Source organism: Conexibacter sp. JCM 18997 (assembly GCF_055391915.1).
The window spans coordinates 3,572,031-3,586,508 of record NZ_AP043885.1; the positions used below are offsets into that span (position 1 = coordinate 3,572,031).

The following is a 14,478-nucleotide window of genomic DNA, read 5'->3' on the forward strand; positions in this document are numbered from 1 at the left end:
TCCGCAAGGAGCGCGTCCATGCGCATTCTCGAGCTCGTACTCATCCCCGTCCTCACCAACATCGATCTTCATCAGGAGTGGTCATGCGCGGCGCCGACCGGCTGATCCAGGCGCTCGTCGATGAGGGCGTCGACACGGTCTTCGGGATGCCCGGAGGCGCGTCGCTCTCGATCCACGACGCGCTGCACGACGCGCCCATCCGCCACGTCCTCGTCCGCCACGAGGCGGGCGCCGGGCACGCGGCCGAGGGATACGCGAAGGCCACCGGCAAGGTCGGCGTGGCGCTGGTGACCAGCGGCCCGGGCGCCACCAACCTGATGACGCCGATCGCCGACGCGTTCATGGACTCGGTGCCGACGGTGTTCATCACCGCCCAGGTGGCCACGCATCTGAAGGGCACGATGGCCTTCCAGGAGTGCGACGTGATCGGGATGACGCACCCGATCGTCAAGCACTCGATCACGGTCGAGGGTCCCGACCAGGTGGCGCAGGCGATCCACGAGGCGTTCCATGTGGCCCGCACTGGCCGACCCGGACCGGTCGTGGTCGACGTGCCCGCCGATGCGGCCAAGTCGCCGGCCCGCGAGGGTGGGGAGCGGCCGTCGCTGCCGGGCTACCGCTCGCGCGTGGTGCCCAACGGCAAGCAGCTGCGCAAGGCGGCCGCGGCGATCGCCTCGGCCCGCCGGCCGGTGCTCTACGCGGGCGGCGGCGTGGTGCACTCGGGCGCTTCGGAGGTCCTCACGCAGTTCGCCCGGCGCCTGGATCTGCCCGTCACCACGACCCTGATGGCGCTGGGCACGTTCCCGGCGTCCGACCGGCGCTGGCTGGGCATGCTCGGCATGCACGGGACGCGGCCGGCCAACTGGGCGATGGACGAGGCCGACCTGATCATCGCGGTGGGCGCGCGTTTCGACGACCGCGTGACCGGCCAGCTGGGCACGTTCGCGCAGCGCGCGCGGATCATCCACATCGATGTCGATGCCGCCGAGATCGGCAAGAACGTCGAGGCGCACGTGCCGGTCGTGGGCGACGCCAAGCAGGCGCTCGAGGGGATCGCCCGCGAGCTGTCGACGCTGGCCCCCGGTCCCGGCCGCTGGCGTGAGTGGTGGACGCGCATCGACGGCTGGCGCGCCGCGCATCCGCTGCGCGAGGCCGAGCACGGCGAGGAGGGCGAGATCGATCCGGAGGGCGCGCTGGACCTGCTGGCCGCCGCGCTGGACCGCGACGCGATCGTCACCACCGACGTCGGCCAGCACCAGATGTGGGCGGCCAACCGGATCGGCTTCGAGACGCCGCGCCGGTGGCTGACCAGCGGGGGCCTGGGCACGATGGGCTTCGGCCTGCCGGCCGCCCTGGGCGCTCAGGCGGCGTTCCCCGATCGCCAGGTCGTGTGCATCAGCGGCGACGGCTCGCTGCTGCTGAACCTGCAGGAGCTGGCCACGGCGGTGCAGGAGCAGCTGCCGGTCAAGGTGATCCTGATCGACAACGGCTCGCTGGGCATGGTCCGCCAGCAGCAGGACATGTTCTGGGAGGGCCGCCGCGCGGCCAGCGAGTTCGCCGACACGATGGACTGGCGGATGCTGGCCGGCGGCTTCGGCATCGCCGCCCGCTCGGTCGAGCACGCCGACGGCCTGGCCGACGCGCTGGCCGCGACGCTGGCCGAGCCCGGCCCGGCGCTCCTGCGCATCGCGGTCGCGCCGCTGGCCGACGCGCTGCCGATGTTCCTCCCCGGCGGGCCGGCGCGGGAGATGGTCGGGTGAACGACCGAATGAGCCACAGACGTGCGATCGAGCGGCCGGCCACGTGCCGGACGCATCGCTGCGCGGCGGGGCGCGGGCGGCGGGCGGTTCCGTCGCCGCCCGCGCGACCCGCCGGGCCGTGCAAGACGACCCGCTGCCCGGCGGCGACGCGTTAGGCCGGCCGGATCTCCATGATCAGCGTCGATCCGGTGGCCACGGTGGAGAAGCCGGCCTTCTCGTAGCTGCGGATCGCGCGGGCGTTGACGGCGAAGACCTGCAGCCAGATGCGCTGCAGACCGAGCTGCTCGAACCCGCGGCGGACCAGCTCGTCGACCGCCCACGTGCCGATCCCCCGGCCCTGCGCCCGGGCGACGCCGATGCGGATGCGCAGCTCGGCCTGCGCGCCGTCGACGATCAGCTGGCAGGTGCCGACCAGGAGGCCGTCCTCGCGGATCGCGTGCATGTCGACGTCGTCGCGCGTGCGCACCGCGAAGAACCACGCGTCGTGCTCGGCGCGTGTGACCGGCCGGAAGATCGCGCTGTGCTCGACGAGGTCGCGGTCGTTGATCCAGTCAAACAGCGCGTCGGAGTCGTCGTCGCGAAGCGGCTCGAGGGTGACCACGGCCACGGAAAGTACCCTCCGCGTCGCATGTCACGGGTCATGACCTTCGAGAACTACGGCCGCCTGCTCGCGCTGGCGCCCGCGTCGTTCCGCTTCACCGACGAGCTGCCCGAGCGCGCGCTGCTGCTGCGCCACGACATCGACGACCGTCCACGCTGGATCGAGCCGATGGCCGCCGTCGAGGCCGAGCAGGGCGCGGTGGCCACCTACTGCCTGCAGGTGCGCTCGCCGTTCTACGGGCTCGACATGGAAGCCGATCGCGCCGTGGCCGCGCTGCTGGACCACGGCCACGAGCTCGGCCTGCACTTCGACTCGTCGGGCATGGCGTCCGACGACGAGGTGGTCGAGGGCGTCGCACGCGAGGCCGACCAGCTGGAGCAGCGCTACGACACCCCGATCCGCGTCGTCTCGTTTCACATGCCCGGCGTGCGCCCGGTCGGCCATCTCGAGCTCGGCGAGGACCGCGTCAACACCTACGCGCCGCGCTTCTTCAGCGAGATCGCCTACCTGAGCGACTCCAACCAGAACTTCCGCGGCAAGGACCCCGAGGCCGAGCTGCGCGACGCGCAGCGGATCCAGTTCCTCACGCATCCGACGCTGTGGTCGGGCCGCCAGCTGCGCGAGATCCTCGAGGAGCAGGCCACGCGATTGGGCACGACGGTCGACGCGCTGGCCACCGACGACCAGAAGGTCGTCCTCGAGCGGCAGGCCGGCTGATGCTCGTCGCCTGCCATCAGCCGAACTTCCTGCCCTGGCTGGGCTACTTCGACAAGCTCGCCCAGGCCGATCGCTTCGTGCTGCTGGACCGGGTCCAGTTCCCGCGCACCTCGCGCGGCACCTACACCAACCGCGTGCAGCTGCTGATCGGCGGCCAGCCCGCCTGGGTGACGGTGCCCGTCGTGCGCGACGGCGTCCAGGAGATCGGCGAGATCCGCATCGACGACCGCCAACCCTGGCGGCGCAAGGCGATCAAGTCGATCGAGCAGAGCTACGCCAAGACGCCGCGCTTCGCCGAGGTGATGCCGATCGTCCGCGAGCTGCTCGAGCTCGACACCGACCGCATCGCGGTGCTCAACGAGGAGTCGATCCGCCGGCTGGCCCCGGACCACGCGCACAAGCTCGTGCGCCAGTCCGACCTGCCCGCGGTCGACGCCGCCGCCACCGACCTGCTGATCGGCCTGGTCCAGGCCGCCGGCGGCGACGCCTACCTGTCGGGCGACGGCGCCGACGGCTACCAGGAGGAGCCGCGCTACGCCGCCGCCGGACTGGGCTTCCGGCTACTGGGCTTCACCCATCCCGACACCGGCGGGCCGCCCGGCCTGTCGATCGTCGACGCGCTGATGCGCGGCACCGGGAACCCGTAGGGCGACGAACACCGCGCCGGCCAGCAGGACGCCCGCGCCGACCAGCAGCGCGGCGCTGAAGCCGTCGACGAACGCGCCGGGGTCCATCCCCGGGCCGACCTGGACGTGGTCGGCCAGGATCGAGCCGAGCACCGCGATGCCCAGCGCACCGCCGACCTCACGGGCGGTGTCGTTGACCGCGGAGGCCACGCCCTGCTTGCCGGCCGGCAGCGACGCGACGATCGCCGTCGTGGCCGGGGCGGTGGCCAGCGCCATGCCCAGGCCGAACAGCAGGCCGGCGCCGAGCAGATGCCAGTACGACGAGCCGACGCCCATCGTGGACAGCACGACGAAGCCCGCGGCCATCAACGCCAGCCCCGTGGGGCCGACCGGCCGCACGCCGACGCGCTCGACCAGCTTGGGCACCTGTGGCGCGACGGCGACCATCACCAGCGCGACCGGCGCCAGCGCGGCGCCGGCCTGCAGCGGCGAGTAGCCGAGCACCAGCTGCAGGTACTGCAGCAGCACGAAGATCATCCCGAAGGCCGCGAAAAACTGGACGAAGACCGACGCCGAGCCCGCGCTGAAGCCACGCAGGGCGAACAGCCGGGGGTCCAGCAGCGGCTCGCGCCGGCGCAGCTCCCAGACGACGAAGGCGGTCAGCAGGACGACCGCGGCGACGAAGCCGCCGGCCACCAGCGCGTCGGTCCAACCGCGCTGCGGGCCCTCGATGAACGCCCACACGAACGCGCCCAGGCCGAGCGCGGACAGGACGGCGCCGATCGGGTCCAGCGCGGTGCGGTCCTCTGTCGCCACCTCGGGCACGAAGCGCAGCGTGCCGACGAGCGCCAGGCCGGCGAGCACGACGTTGAGGCCGAACACCGACGACCACGAGAAGACCTCCAGCAGCGCCCCGGAGACGAGCAGGCCGAGCAGCGCGCTGCCGCCGGCCACGCCCGCCCAGGCGGCCACCGCACGGTCACGATGGTCGGGACCGAAGGTGCCGGTGATGATCGACAGCGTCGTCGGCATGATCAGCGCGGCGCCGATGCCCATGACGGCGCGGATGGCGATCAGCGTGGACGGGTCGCTGACCAGCATGGCCGCGAGGGCGCCGGCGCCGAAGACGCCAAGCCCGACGAGCAGGATGCGCCGACGACCGAGGCGGTCGCCCAGCGCGCCGGCGGGCAGCAGCAGCCCGGCGAACACGAGCGCGTAGGCGTCGACGATCCACTGCAGCTCGGTGGTCGAGGCACCGGTCGCGCGGGCCAGATCCGGCAGCGCGACGTTGAGCGAGGAGACGGCGCTGACGACGGTGGCCAGCGCGAGGCACATCACGGCCAGGACGCGGCGTTGGGTAGTGGTCATGAGGAGTTCCGTGGTTGATTTCAACAGGTGCTGAAACCGACTATGCCACGACGTCGTGTAGATTTCAACATCTGATGAAACAGCGGGGACCGAGAGCCAACACCGGCGAGGCGCGCGAGGCGATCCTGCAGGCCGCCCGTGAGCAGTTCGCCCTCAACGGCTACGACGCCACGACGCTGCGGGCCATCGCCCGCGCCGCCGGCGTCGACGCCGCGCTGCCCAGCTATCACTTCGGCTCCAAGAACGCCCTGTTCATCGCGACCCTGCAGCTGCCCGTGACGCCCGGGCAGGTGATCGACGGCCTGCTCAGCGGCGGGCTGGAGGACATCGGCGATCGGCTCGTGCGCACGCTGCTGACCGTCTGGGACGACCCCGAGCGCGGCGCCCCACTCGTGGCCGTGCTGCGCTCCGCCCCCAGCCATGGCGACGCGCTGGGCGAGTTCATCGAGCGCGAGATCGTCAGCCGGTTCGCCGCCGTGATCGACCGCCCCGATGCGCCCCTGCGCGCCGCTGCCGCGGTCAGCCAGGTGCTCGGGCTCGTCACGGCCCGCTACGTGCTGCGGATCGAGCCCGTGGCCTCGGCTACGTCAGACGAGCTGGCCGTGCTCTACGGCCCGACGCTGCAGCGTTACCTGGCGGGGTGAGACTGCCGAACGACATCATCGAAGGCACGCGAGCGGTCGCGTGACGCCAACGCGTGCGAGAAGCGAAACGCTTGCGCCCCACTTGAGCCCTAGAGGCGAGACCGATTGCCCCATCTCCGCCGAGTGGCGAATATCGCCCGCCCAGCGGGCGAAATACGCCACTCGGCACGACAACAGATTCGGAGGTCGGATGGACCGTCTCGCTTGTCGCGAACGCCGGCAGCGCCGCTCGGCGCACGCTCTCTTCGATGATTCCGTTCGCCCAAGCCGGCGCGACAGTCGGAGCTAGCCGCCCCAGCGACCCTTCATCGCCTGCTTGCCGTCCGCCCCGGCGCAGTCGAGCCTGACGGTCAGGTCGTTGCCGCCGAGGTGACACGAGAACAGGCCGACCGTGACGCGCGCGGGCGGCCGACCGCCGTTGCTCGCCTTGCGGTTCACCACGCGCCAGGCGCGGAAGAGCTCGCGCGCGGCGGAGCAGGACATGCCCTGGCCGGAGATCTTGGCCGAGGTGAACCCGATGGGGATCTTGCCGCAGGAGCGGAAGGCGGCGGGAGCCGGAGCGGCGAGCACCAGCGCGGCGAGGACCGCGAGCACCGCGGCCGGGACGAGACGGAGGAGCATGGCGATCCGATACCCACGCCCGGCTAGCCTCAGCCGGCGCATGACGCTCGCCTGTCCCGCCTGCCGCACGCCGCTGCCCGCCCTGGAGGGCGATGCGATCAGCTGCGCCGGTTGCGGCGCACGCTACGCGCGCCTGCCCTTCGCCTGGGATCTGACGCCGCCGCGCGAGGCGCTGACCGACGGGCAATGGGCCACCTGGGAGCAGCTGCAGGCCAACGGCGCCGTGTCCTACGAGGCCGACCCCGAGCACAACCTCGGCGTCGGCGCCCGCGAGGACGTGCAGCGCTACTCGCGCTTCAGCGGCCTGCACGGCGAGGTGCTCGACGTGGGCTGCGGCCCGCAGCCCTGGCCGGCCTACTTCGACCACCACGCCGACGGCACCCGCTTCACCGGCGTCGATCCGCTCGTGGGCGAGCGCGAGGCCCGCTACGAGCGCTTCCGCGCCCTGGCCGAGCACCTGCCCTTCGGCGACGACGGCTTCGACGTGGTCCTGTTCGCCGGCACGCTGGACCACTTCGTCGACCCCAGCCTCGCCCTGGCCGAGGCGATCCGCGTGCTGCGCCCCGGCGGCACGATCTCCGTCTACCTCGGCCACAAGCGCGAGGGCGCACCCAAGCCGACGGTCTCCCACGACTGGTACGAGGCGCTCGAGGTGCCCGACGGCGCCGAGGACCGCTTCCACATGGAGCGGTTCGGACCCGACGAGGCGGTCGCGCTGTTCGCCGCCGCCGGCCTCGACGTGACCGGCCAGGAGGACCACCAGATCGACGCCTGGCGGTCCTATCACTTCTACCGGTTGCGCCCGGGGGGCCCGTCTCCGGCGACGTGATCACCGCCCGGCGTCGCGTCGGCGTCGGGGTCGCCTACGGCACCCCTAGGCCGCGCGGCTGAGCTGCACCCGGCGCGTGCGCGCCGCGGCCAGCAGGGACTCGGCGACGCGGTCGCCCGCGTCGGAGACGTCGGCCCGCTCCGGGTGCCACTGGAGGCCCAGGACGAAGCGCTTGGACGGCACCTCGAGCATCTCGACGACGCCGTCGGGCGTGGCCGACGTGACGCGGATGCCCCGGCCCAGCCGGCGGACGCCCTGGTGGTGCTCGGAGGCCACCTCGGCGTAGCGGCCCAGGATCGTGCGCGAGAGCGAGTGCTCGCCGGTGTTGATCGAGTGGTCGCCGCCGCGGTGGTCGGTGTGGCCGGCGCCGTCGCCCTCGATGTCCTGCCAGAGCGTCCCGCCCAGCACGATGTTCAGCAGCTGGTGGCCGCGACAGACGCCGACGATCGGCACGTCGTGGCGCAGGGCCAGGCGCAGCGCCTTGAGGTCGCGGCGGTCGGCGACGGGATCGACCGGGTACTCGGCGTCGGGGAAGCGCTCGGTCTCGCCGTACAGCGACGGGTCGACGTCGCGGTAGGAGCCGCCCAGCAGCAGCGCGTCGGCCGAGGCGATCTCGCGCTCGACGTCACGGTGGTCGATCGGCTTGAAGCGGCCGCCCGCGCGCTCGACCCACACGCGGTAGCAGTCGTCGTCGTGCTCGCCGCGGATGAACAGGACCGTCGGCGTGGCCAGCGGACGCTCGCGGCGTATGGCCGCGATGAAGGCCGCGCGGGCGCGCTCGACGCGCTTGCGCGCCGCCTCCTCGGTCAGGTCCAGCAGCGCGCCGATCTCGCGGTGGCTGAGGCCCATGTCGAAGCGGGCCAGGAGCACGAGGCGCTCGTGCGGCGCCAGCGTCTCCATCGCCTCGCGGGCGTGCATGCGCTCGATCGTGTCGTCGGAGGGGGCGGCGTCGAGCTGCTCGTCCAGCGGCGCGTGGGTGCGCAGCCGGCGCCGGCGCAGCTCGTCGAGGGCCAGGTTGGAGGCGGTGGTGTGCAGCCAGCCGCGGTGCTGGTCGGGCGTGGCCTCGCGCGGGGCCTTGCGCCAGGCCCGCACGAACGTCTCCTGGCACAGGTCGGCCGCGGTCTCGCGGTCGCCGACGATGCGCACCAACCGGCGCATCAGCGGCCGCTGCTGCTCGTGGAAGATGGTCTCCAGCTGGGTCATGTCATCCGGTCAGACGCACGGGGGCGCCCAAACCGGACAACAACGTTACGCGGCGGCGCGGGCCGCGTCACGCGCGCGGGTCGCTTCGACCAGCTCGGCGATGATGCTGACCAGCTCGGCCTCGATGTCGGCGTCGCTGAGCCGGCCGTCGGCGAACTGCTCGTCGGCGGTGTGGACCGGCAGCTCGCGATCGATCACGCGGGCGCCGATCGCCCCGAGCACCTTGCGCGCCTCGGCCTGGGCCCAGACCGCGCCGAACATGCCGGTCGAGGCGCCGACCACCGCCGCCGGCTTGCCCTTCAGCGGCGAGTCGGCCAGCGGGCGCGACAGCCAGTCCAGCGCGTTCTTCAGCTGACCGGGGATCGAGTGGTTGTACTCCGGCGTGGAGACGAGCACGGCGTCGGCCGCGGCGACCTCGTCCCACAGGCGCTGCACGCTCGCGGGGCGATCGTGGCGCGTGTCGTCGTCGTAGGGCGGGATCTCGCGAAGTCCGTCGTGCAGCACGAGCTCGACCCCGGGCGGCAGCAGGTCCGCTGCCGCCCGCAGGAGCGCCGTGTTGTGCGACTCGCGTCGCAGGGATCCCGAGATGGCCAGGATCCGCATGCGCGCTACGCCGCCTTCACGAACTCGAGCTCGACGGTCAGCGTCACGTCGTTGCCCAGCGCGCGGCCGCCCTTGGGCAGGTCGGCGTTCCAGTTGACGCCGTAGGCGGTGCGGTCGATCGTCGCCGACAGCGTGAAGCCCAGGCGCGTGTTGCCCATGAAGTCCTCGGTCGGACCCTGGACCTTGCCGGTGGCGCGGACGGGGTTGGTGACGCCCTTGAGCGTCAGCGCGCCCTCGAGCGTGAGGTCGTCGCCGTCGACGGTCAGGGCGTCGGAGGCGAAGGAGATCGTCGGGTGCTGCTCGGCGTCGAAGAAGTCGGGCGCCAGCAGGTGCGCGGCCAGGTTCTCGTCCTTGACGACGATCGAGGCGACCTTGACGTCGCCCGACAGCTTGCCGTCGGCGAACGTCGCCTCGACCTCGCTGAAGGAGCCGCTGAAGCTGGCGACGAGGTACTTGACCGAGAAGGTCGCGGCGGAATGAACGGGGCTGAAGTTCCAGGTGCCGGTGAAGCGGTCCTGGGTGACGTCGGTGGCCATCGGTTGCTCCTTGGGGTTGCTGTATCGGACTACGGTCCGCTTGTTGCAGAGCACGGTACCATAACCGGACCGCAGTCCGATAGAGATGCTTCTTCCCACGTCCCCCATGGAACTTCCCGTCCTCCAGCCCGAGCCGCCCGAGCGCGCCGACGCCGCCCGCAACCGCCGGCGGATCCTCGCGGCGGCCGAGAAGCTGTTCGCCGAGCAGGGCGTGGCCTGCACCTCGATGGACGCGATCGCCAGCGAGGCCGGCGTCGGCAAGGGCACGCTGTTCCGCCGCTTCGGCGACCGCGCGTCGCTGGCGCTGGCCGTGCTGGACGAGTCGACCCGCGCCCTCCAGGACGGCGCGCTGCACGGACCACCGCCGCTGGGGCCGGGCGCGGCACCGTGCGAGCGGCTGCGGGCGTTCGGCGACGCGATGCTCGACCACCTCGAGGCCAACACCGACATCCTGTTCGACGCCGAGAAGGCCAGCGGCGGCGGCTTCGCCCGCTCAGGCCCGTACGCGGTCTACTGGCTGCACATGCGCATGCTCGTCGAGGCGGCGCGGCCGTCCTGCGACGTCGACTACGCCACCGACGTGCTGCTGAGCTCGCTCAGCCCGCAGAACTTCGTGCATCAGCGCCAGGTCCGCTCGATGCCGCTGGAGCGGCTGAAGGCCGGCTACGCCGACCTGGTCAACCGGCTCCTGAGCTGACCTCCCGGGCCGCGAGCGTCCGCCTCGCGCGCCCGTTGTCCGATTCGACCCGCATTGCGGGCTCAAGCGGACAACGGGCGTGGCGCGCGGACGCTAGAGCCGCTGGGCCAGCTCGCCGATCAGGGCGATCTGGTCGAGCTCGTCGTGCAGCAGCAGCTGGAGCATGAGCCGATCGCAGCCGGCGTCGCGGTACTCGCGCAGGCGGGCTTCGAGCGCGTCGGGCAGGCCGACGATCCAGCCCTCCATCAGCTCCTCGTGCCCGTGCTCGTCGGCCAGGCGGCGCTGGCGGCGGGCCAGCTCGGCCTCGTCGCGCCCGCCGACCAGGCCGGTCATGACCGAGAAGCGCAAGCGCGGATCCACCAGCGCGCGGCGCTCGCGCGCCTCCTGCGGGGTGGCGAAGACGGTGTTGTACTCGCTGGCGAAGCGCCCGGCCAGCGCGATCGTCTTCGGCTTGCCCAACCCGCCGACGATCAGCGGCATCGGATCCTGCAGCGGCTTGGGCTGCGCGTCGATGTCGTCGAGGCGGTAGTGCTTGCCGGCGAAGGTGAACGGGCCCGGGCCCCACAGGCCGCGCACGATCTCCAGCTGCTCGGCGTAGACCTCGAAGCGCTCGGCGCTGTCGGCGAACGGGAAGCCGTAGGCCGCGTGCTCGCGATCGTTCCAGCCGGCGCCCAGTCCGGGTTCGATGCGCCCGCCGGAGACGTGGTCGGCGGTGACGGCCAGCTTGGCGAACTCCGACGGGTGGCGGAACGTGCCCGGCGAGACGAGCGTGCCCAGCCGCAGCGTGGAGGTCGTCGCCGCCAGCGCGATCACCGTGCCCCACGCGTCGAGCACCTGGCGTTCCTCGTGGCCGCCGAGCGGGAGGTAGTGGTCGGAGCGAAACAGCGCCGGGATGCCGTGTGCCTCACAGGCCTCCGCGATCGCCTGCCAGTCGGCCCACGAGACGCCCTCCTGGCCTTCGATCATCACGCACAGATCCATGGTGCGGACGCTACCCGTGCTGGGTCGGTATTGGACATCTGATCGAAAACCGGCACCTCGGCTATGCCTCACTCATCCGATCGCCCGACACAGTGGTCATGCATGCGGATGGCTTGGATGGCCTTCATGAGCTGGTGCGAGAGGCGGCGCGGCCCGATTGGGCGCGCGGCGATCTGAGCACCGCCGTGTGCGCCGCGTGGGCCGCGGTGTCCGAGGCGCGGCCCGCGGGCGACGTCTGGTTCGTCGAGCCCGGGACCGACGGAGCGCTCGCCGTCCAGGACGGCATCGAGGCGCTGCTGAACGCCACGTCGACGCTCGCCCCCGCGGCCGAGGCGGTCGCGGCGACCTCGCCCCAGGCGGCCTTCGAGCTGCTCTCCGCGCTGAGCCTGTGCGCGCGGTTCGTCGAGCAGGCGGTCGGCGCCGAGCAGGTCCGCCGGGTCGTCGTGCAGAGCGCCCAGCTGGCGGCGACGGCCACGCCCGCGCAGCTCGACCGCCTGCTGGCCGAGGTGCCGCGCGGGGCCTGGCCGATGGTCACCGCGCACCTCGTCGACGACCTGCTGCGCCCGGGCACGACGCCCGCCGCCGGCGGGACGCGCGCGCTGTACCTGCGGATCGTCGAGGCCGACGAGGCCAGCGCGGCCACCGCGGCCGGGCGCTGCAGCGCGCTGCTGCGCGATCCCAGCAAGCGCCGGCGCGCGATCGCCGCGCTGAGCCCCAGCGTGCTGGACCTGCTGGAGGCCGGCGACCGGATCGTGATTCCCGCCGTGCTGGCGCTCGAGCTGCAGGACGGCTGGCTGGAGGGCGAGCACATCGTGCACGGCTGGGCCGCGCTGGCCGCCGCGCCGCTGCTGTGGGACGACTTCATGCCCGGCGCCCGCGCCCAGATCGTCGAGGCGATCGGCTTCGGCCTGCAGAACGGCGCGCCCGAGCTGCAGGCCTACCTGGCCCGCGTGGTCTGCCGGCTGGCCCCCCTCCTGGTCGGCCGCGAGATCGCCGACCTGACCCGCGGCCTGGCCCGCGCGGTCGTGCGCCGCAACGCGCTGGACGCCGCCGACCAGGTGGCTGCCGCCGGCCGCGACCTGCCCGACGCGTTCGTGGCCTCGCTGCTCAGCGCGATCGACGTGCAGCAGCCCACCGGGAGCGACGCGGCGACCACGATCGTCCGCGCCGCGCTGGGCGCGCGGGCCGTCGCCGCCTAGGTGCGCTGGAAGCGCAGGCCGTAGCGCGACACGAACTCGGCCACCGCCTCGGCCGTCTCGGTCTCGGGCCCTCCGCGCTCGCGCTCCAGCAGCGCCAGCCAGGTGACGTCGTCGTCGACCGTGGGCCGGCCGTGCAGCGCGGCCACGACGAGCGCGCCGGGCGGAATCGCCGCGTGGCCGTCGCGGACCAGCGCCACCGTGCCCAGCGACAGCCAGCCGTCGCCCTCGCTGGCGGTGACCGTCTCGCCGCGCTCGGTCAGGAACCAGGCCAGGTCGCGGAACACGCGGCGGGCGATCTCCCACTGCTCGTCGGGCTCCGGCGTGGGCGGGTAGTCGGGCGCGCGGCGCAGGACGCGCGCCGGGTAGCCGGCGGCCAGCGAGCGGCTGGGGATCGAGCGCGACACCACGCTGCCGGCGGCGACCGTCACGTCGTCGCCGATCTCCACGCCGGGCAGCACGAAGACCTGCCAGGGCAGCCACACGTTGCGCCCGATGGTGATCGGCGCGAACTCGACGGGATAGCCCTCGAGGATCGACTGCCAGGCCGCGTGGGTGAAGATCAGCGAGCGGCCGCCCAGGCCGCTCTCGTCGCCGACGGTCAGCGGCTTGGACGGGTTCAGGAAGGTGTCCTGGAAGACGCGCACCCGGCGGCCCAGCTCCAGGCGCGAGTCGGGCAGCGCCAGGCCGGCCGCGGTCACGCGGGCGCGCAGCATCGTCTCCTCACCCAGGATCACCTCGCGGCAGTCGATGCGCACGTCGGGCCCCAGCTCGCAGCGGCGGTCGATGCGGATCGACTTGCCGCGCAGCACGGTGCCCGGCAGCAGCTTGACGCCGTCGCCGATCGTGACCTCGTCGGCCTCGATGATCACGTCGGGGGCGATCTGCGCGGTGGGCGAGATCACGGCGCGTACACCCGGCGCGTGAGCTCGGCCAGCAGGTCGTAGCCGTCCCAGTAGCGCCCGAAGGTCAGCGCCTCGCCGAACGGGACGATGCGATCGATGCCGCGCCCGTTGACCTTGCGCACGAACCGGGCCAGGCGGTCAGGCGCGATGCCGCTGATCGTCATGGTCTGATCCTTGCGCACCACGTAGGGCGCGAGGTCGTCCAGCGACGGCAGGGCGATCGCGTAGAACAGGCCCGCGCCCGGATGCGTGCGGTCAAAGCCGTCCAGCGTGGACAGCTCGAGCACGGTCAGCGCGTTGCCCAGCTCGCGGAAGCGGGCGATCGGCCGGTCGGCCAGCGCGCCGTAGGCGTAGGCGCGCTTGGCCAGCACGGCGCCCAGCTCGAGCTCGTAGTGGCGCTGGGCGATCTCGTGGTGCAGGCCGTCGAACAGCTGCTCCAGGCGCTGCGGCCCGCCGGCGCCCACCGCGACGACCAGGCGCGGCGACGAGCAGCCCATCTGATCGAACCAGTAGGCGTCGTTGAACAGCCGCCGGGGCAGGTCGTCCTCGGCGCTGTCGGCGTCGAGCACGGCCAGCGAGAAGCGGTCGCCGAACAGCAGCTCGGTGGCGTGCGGGGCCAGCGGCAGCGCCCGGATCGTGTCGATCGTCGCGTCGCCACCCCAGATCACGCGCACGTCGGCGGCCCGCGACAGCAGGGCGCTGGGCTCGAGCTCGTGCCCGTAGGAGACGACGGCCAGCGAGCGCGCGACCGCCGGATGCTCGGCCGCGACGGTGTTGAGCGCGTCGATCAGCACCTCGGTGGTCTCCGAGCGACGCTGGGACAGGCGCACGACGTTGCGGTTGCCGACCAGCAGCGACACGGCCAGCGAGTACACGAACATCGTGTCGACGCTGGACGGTGGCACGTGGAAGGCCAGGCCGCGCGGGACCTGGATCACGCCCTCGACGGCCCCGGCGGCGAACTCGTCGGCCAGCGCGCTGACGCTGGCCCGGCGCAGGAACGAGGCCAGCGGCACCAGCTCGGGGTGGCGCTTGGCCCGTTTGTCGGCGAACAGCGCCCGCGACACGCCGTGGCAGAAGTCCAGCACCTCGTCGGCGAACGGCGTGGCCGACGGCGCGGCCGACAGCCTCGCGGCGATCTCCTCCAGCTCGCCCTCTCCGCGGGCGGGCACGAGCGTCTCGACGCGCACG

General features: G+C 72.9%; 16 protein-coding genes. 7 read left to right on the plus strand and 9 right to left on the minus strand.

Annotated elements, in window-relative coordinates; genetic code table 11:
- Positions 1-83: 83 nt before the first annotated feature.
- Complete coding sequence (gene ilvB, locus ACZ5UI_RS18020) at positions 84-1,760, plus strand: biosynthetic-type acetolactate synthase large subunit (protein WP_464189420.1); 1,677 nt, start codon at positions 84-86, stop codon at positions 1,758-1,760.
- Between the two features lie 151 nt (positions 1,761-1,911).
- Here the strand turns inward: ilvB and ACZ5UI_RS18025 are convergent, their stop codons facing one another.
- Complete coding sequence (locus ACZ5UI_RS18025; protein WP_464189422.1) at positions 1,912-2,367, minus strand: GNAT family N-acetyltransferase; 456 nt, start codon at positions 2,365-2,367, stop codon at positions 1,912-1,914.
- A gap of 21 nt (positions 2,368-2,388) precedes the next feature.
- On the opposite strand from ACZ5UI_RS18025, the gene ACZ5UI_RS18030 reads away from it, so the two are divergent.
- Complete coding sequence (locus tag ACZ5UI_RS18030; RefSeq protein ID WP_464189424.1) at positions 2,389-3,078, plus strand: hypothetical protein; 690 nt, start codon at positions 2,389-2,391, stop codon at positions 3,076-3,078.
- A complete protein-coding gene (locus ACZ5UI_RS18035) occupies positions 3,078-3,725 on the plus strand; it encodes a WbqC family protein (RefSeq protein WP_464189426.1) in 648 nt (215 codons plus the stop codon). The genes ACZ5UI_RS18030 and ACZ5UI_RS18035 overlap by 1 nt, the downstream gene beginning before the upstream one ends.
- Here the strand turns inward: ACZ5UI_RS18035 and ACZ5UI_RS18040 are convergent.
- The gene (locus tag ACZ5UI_RS18040; RefSeq protein ID WP_464189428.1) at positions 3,639-5,072 is read right to left on the minus strand and encodes an MFS transporter; all 1,434 of its coding nucleotides are present in this window, start codon (positions 5,070-5,072) and stop codon (positions 3,639-3,641) included. The genes ACZ5UI_RS18035 and ACZ5UI_RS18040 overlap by 87 nt on opposite strands.
- Before the next feature lie 74 nt (positions 5,073-5,146).
- Between ACZ5UI_RS18040 and ACZ5UI_RS18045 the strand changes: the two genes are divergently transcribed.
- Complete coding sequence (locus tag ACZ5UI_RS18045) at positions 5,147-5,716, plus strand: TetR/AcrR family transcriptional regulator (RefSeq protein WP_464189430.1); 570 nt, start codon at positions 5,147-5,149, stop codon at positions 5,714-5,716.
- Positions 5,717-6,001: 285 nt separating this feature from the next.
- Here ACZ5UI_RS18045 and ACZ5UI_RS18050 read toward each other — a convergent pair whose 3' ends face one another.
- Entirely contained in the window at positions 6,002-6,337 is a 336-nt protein-coding gene (locus tag ACZ5UI_RS18050) for a hypothetical protein (RefSeq protein ID WP_464189432.1), read from the minus strand.
- Positions 6,338-6,377: 40 nt separating this feature from the next.
- Here ACZ5UI_RS18050 and ACZ5UI_RS18055 point away from each other — a divergent pair, with 40 nt between their 5' ends.
- Complete coding sequence (locus ACZ5UI_RS18055) at positions 6,378-7,166, plus strand: methyltransferase domain-containing protein (protein ID WP_464189434.1); 789 nt, start codon at positions 6,378-6,380, stop codon at positions 7,164-7,166.
- A gap of 45 nt (positions 7,167-7,211) precedes the next feature.
- Here the strand turns inward: ACZ5UI_RS18055 and ACZ5UI_RS18060 are convergent, their stop codons facing one another.
- Genes ACZ5UI_RS18060 through ACZ5UI_RS18070 form a run of 3 tightly spaced genes read right to left on the minus strand, consistent with a single transcriptional unit; the run spans position 7,212 to position 9,508 of the window.
- Positions 7,212-8,369, minus strand: a complete 1,158-nt coding sequence (locus ACZ5UI_RS18060; protein WP_464189436.1) for a sigma-70 family RNA polymerase sigma factor — start codon at positions 8,367-8,369, stop codon at positions 7,212-7,214.
- A gap of 45 nt (positions 8,370-8,414) precedes the next feature.
- Positions 8,415-8,972: an NADPH-dependent FMN reductase gene (locus ACZ5UI_RS18065; protein WP_464189438.1), complete on the minus strand. Its 558-nt coding sequence runs from the start codon at positions 8,970-8,972 to the stop codon at positions 8,415-8,417.
- 5 nt (positions 8,973-8,977) lie between these two features.
- Positions 8,978-9,508, minus strand: coding sequence for a YceI family protein (locus ACZ5UI_RS18070; protein WP_464189440.1), 531 nt, complete (start codon positions 9,506-9,508; stop codon positions 8,978-8,980).
- A 106-nt stretch (positions 9,509-9,614) separates the two neighbouring features.
- Here ACZ5UI_RS18070 and ACZ5UI_RS18075 point away from each other — a divergent pair, with 106 nt between their 5' ends.
- Positions 9,615-10,205, plus strand: a complete 591-nt coding sequence (locus tag ACZ5UI_RS18075) for a TetR/AcrR family transcriptional regulator (RefSeq protein WP_464189442.1) — start codon at positions 9,615-9,617, stop codon at positions 10,203-10,205.
- A 93-nt stretch (positions 10,206-10,298) separates the two neighbouring features.
- On the opposite strand, the gene ACZ5UI_RS18080 is transcribed toward ACZ5UI_RS18075, so the two are convergent.
- Complete coding sequence (locus tag ACZ5UI_RS18080; RefSeq protein ID WP_464189444.1) at positions 10,299-11,186, minus strand: LLM class flavin-dependent oxidoreductase; 888 nt, start codon at positions 11,184-11,186, stop codon at positions 10,299-10,301.
- A gap of 134 nt (positions 11,187-11,320) precedes the next feature.
- Here ACZ5UI_RS18080 and ACZ5UI_RS18085 point away from each other — a divergent pair, with 134 nt between their 5' ends.
- Entirely contained in the window at positions 11,321-12,385 is a 1,065-nt protein-coding gene (locus ACZ5UI_RS18085) for a hypothetical protein (RefSeq protein WP_464189446.1), read from the plus strand.
- Here the strand turns inward: ACZ5UI_RS18085 and ACZ5UI_RS18090 are convergent.
- Entirely contained in the window at positions 12,382-13,287 is a 906-nt protein-coding gene (locus tag ACZ5UI_RS18090; RefSeq protein WP_464189448.1) for an acyltransferase, read from the minus strand. The genes ACZ5UI_RS18085 and ACZ5UI_RS18090 overlap by 4 nt on opposite strands.
- On the minus strand, positions 13,284-14,477 hold the full coding sequence (locus ACZ5UI_RS18095; protein WP_464189450.1) for an acyl-CoA reductase: 1,194 nt from the start codon (positions 14,475-14,477) through the stop codon (positions 13,284-13,286). Before ACZ5UI_RS18095 ends, ACZ5UI_RS18090 begins: the two co-directional genes overlap by 4 nt.
- Position 14,478: the final 1 nt, after the last annotated feature.

Excerpts from the sequence above, each read along its gene's own strand:
- ilvB (WP_464189420.1), top strand. The coding sequence starts at position 84 with ATGCGCGGCGCCGACCGGCTGATCCAGGCGCTCGTCGATGAGGGCGTC.
- ACZ5UI_RS18030 (WP_464189424.1), top strand. The coding sequence starts at position 2,389 with ATGTCACGGGTCATGACCTTCGAGAACTACGGCCGCCTGCTCGCGCTG.
- ACZ5UI_RS18035 (WP_464189426.1), top strand. The coding sequence starts at position 3,078 with ATGCTCGTCGCCTGCCATCAGCCGAACTTCCTGCCCTGGCTGGGCTAC.
- ACZ5UI_RS18040 (WP_464189428.1), bottom strand. The coding sequence starts at position 5,072 with ATGACCACTACCCAACGCCGCGTCCTGGCCGTGATGTGCCTCGCGCTG.
- ACZ5UI_RS18045 (WP_464189430.1), top strand. The coding sequence starts at position 5,147 with ATGAAACAGCGGGGACCGAGAGCCAACACCGGCGAGGCGCGCGAGGCG.
- ACZ5UI_RS18050 (WP_464189432.1), bottom strand. The coding sequence starts at position 6,337 with ATGCTCCTCCGTCTCGTCCCGGCCGCGGTGCTCGCGGTCCTCGCCGCG.
- ACZ5UI_RS18055 (WP_464189434.1), top strand. The coding sequence starts at position 6,378 with ATGACGCTCGCCTGTCCCGCCTGCCGCACGCCGCTGCCCGCCCTGGAG.
- ACZ5UI_RS18060 (WP_464189436.1), bottom strand. The coding sequence starts at position 8,369 with ATGACCCAGCTGGAGACCATCTTCCACGAGCAGCAGCGGCCGCTGATG.
- ACZ5UI_RS18065 (WP_464189438.1), bottom strand. The coding sequence starts at position 8,972 with ATGCGGATCCTGGCCATCTCGGGATCCCTGCGACGCGAGTCGCACAAC.
- ACZ5UI_RS18070 (WP_464189440.1), bottom strand. The coding sequence starts at position 9,508 with ATGGCCACCGACGTCACCCAGGACCGCTTCACCGGCACCTGGAACTTC.
- ACZ5UI_RS18075 (WP_464189442.1), top strand. The coding sequence starts at position 9,615 with ATGGAACTTCCCGTCCTCCAGCCCGAGCCGCCCGAGCGCGCCGACGCC.
- ACZ5UI_RS18080 (WP_464189444.1), bottom strand. The coding sequence starts at position 11,186 with ATGGATCTGTGCGTGATGATCGAAGGCCAGGAGGGCGTCTCGTGGGCC.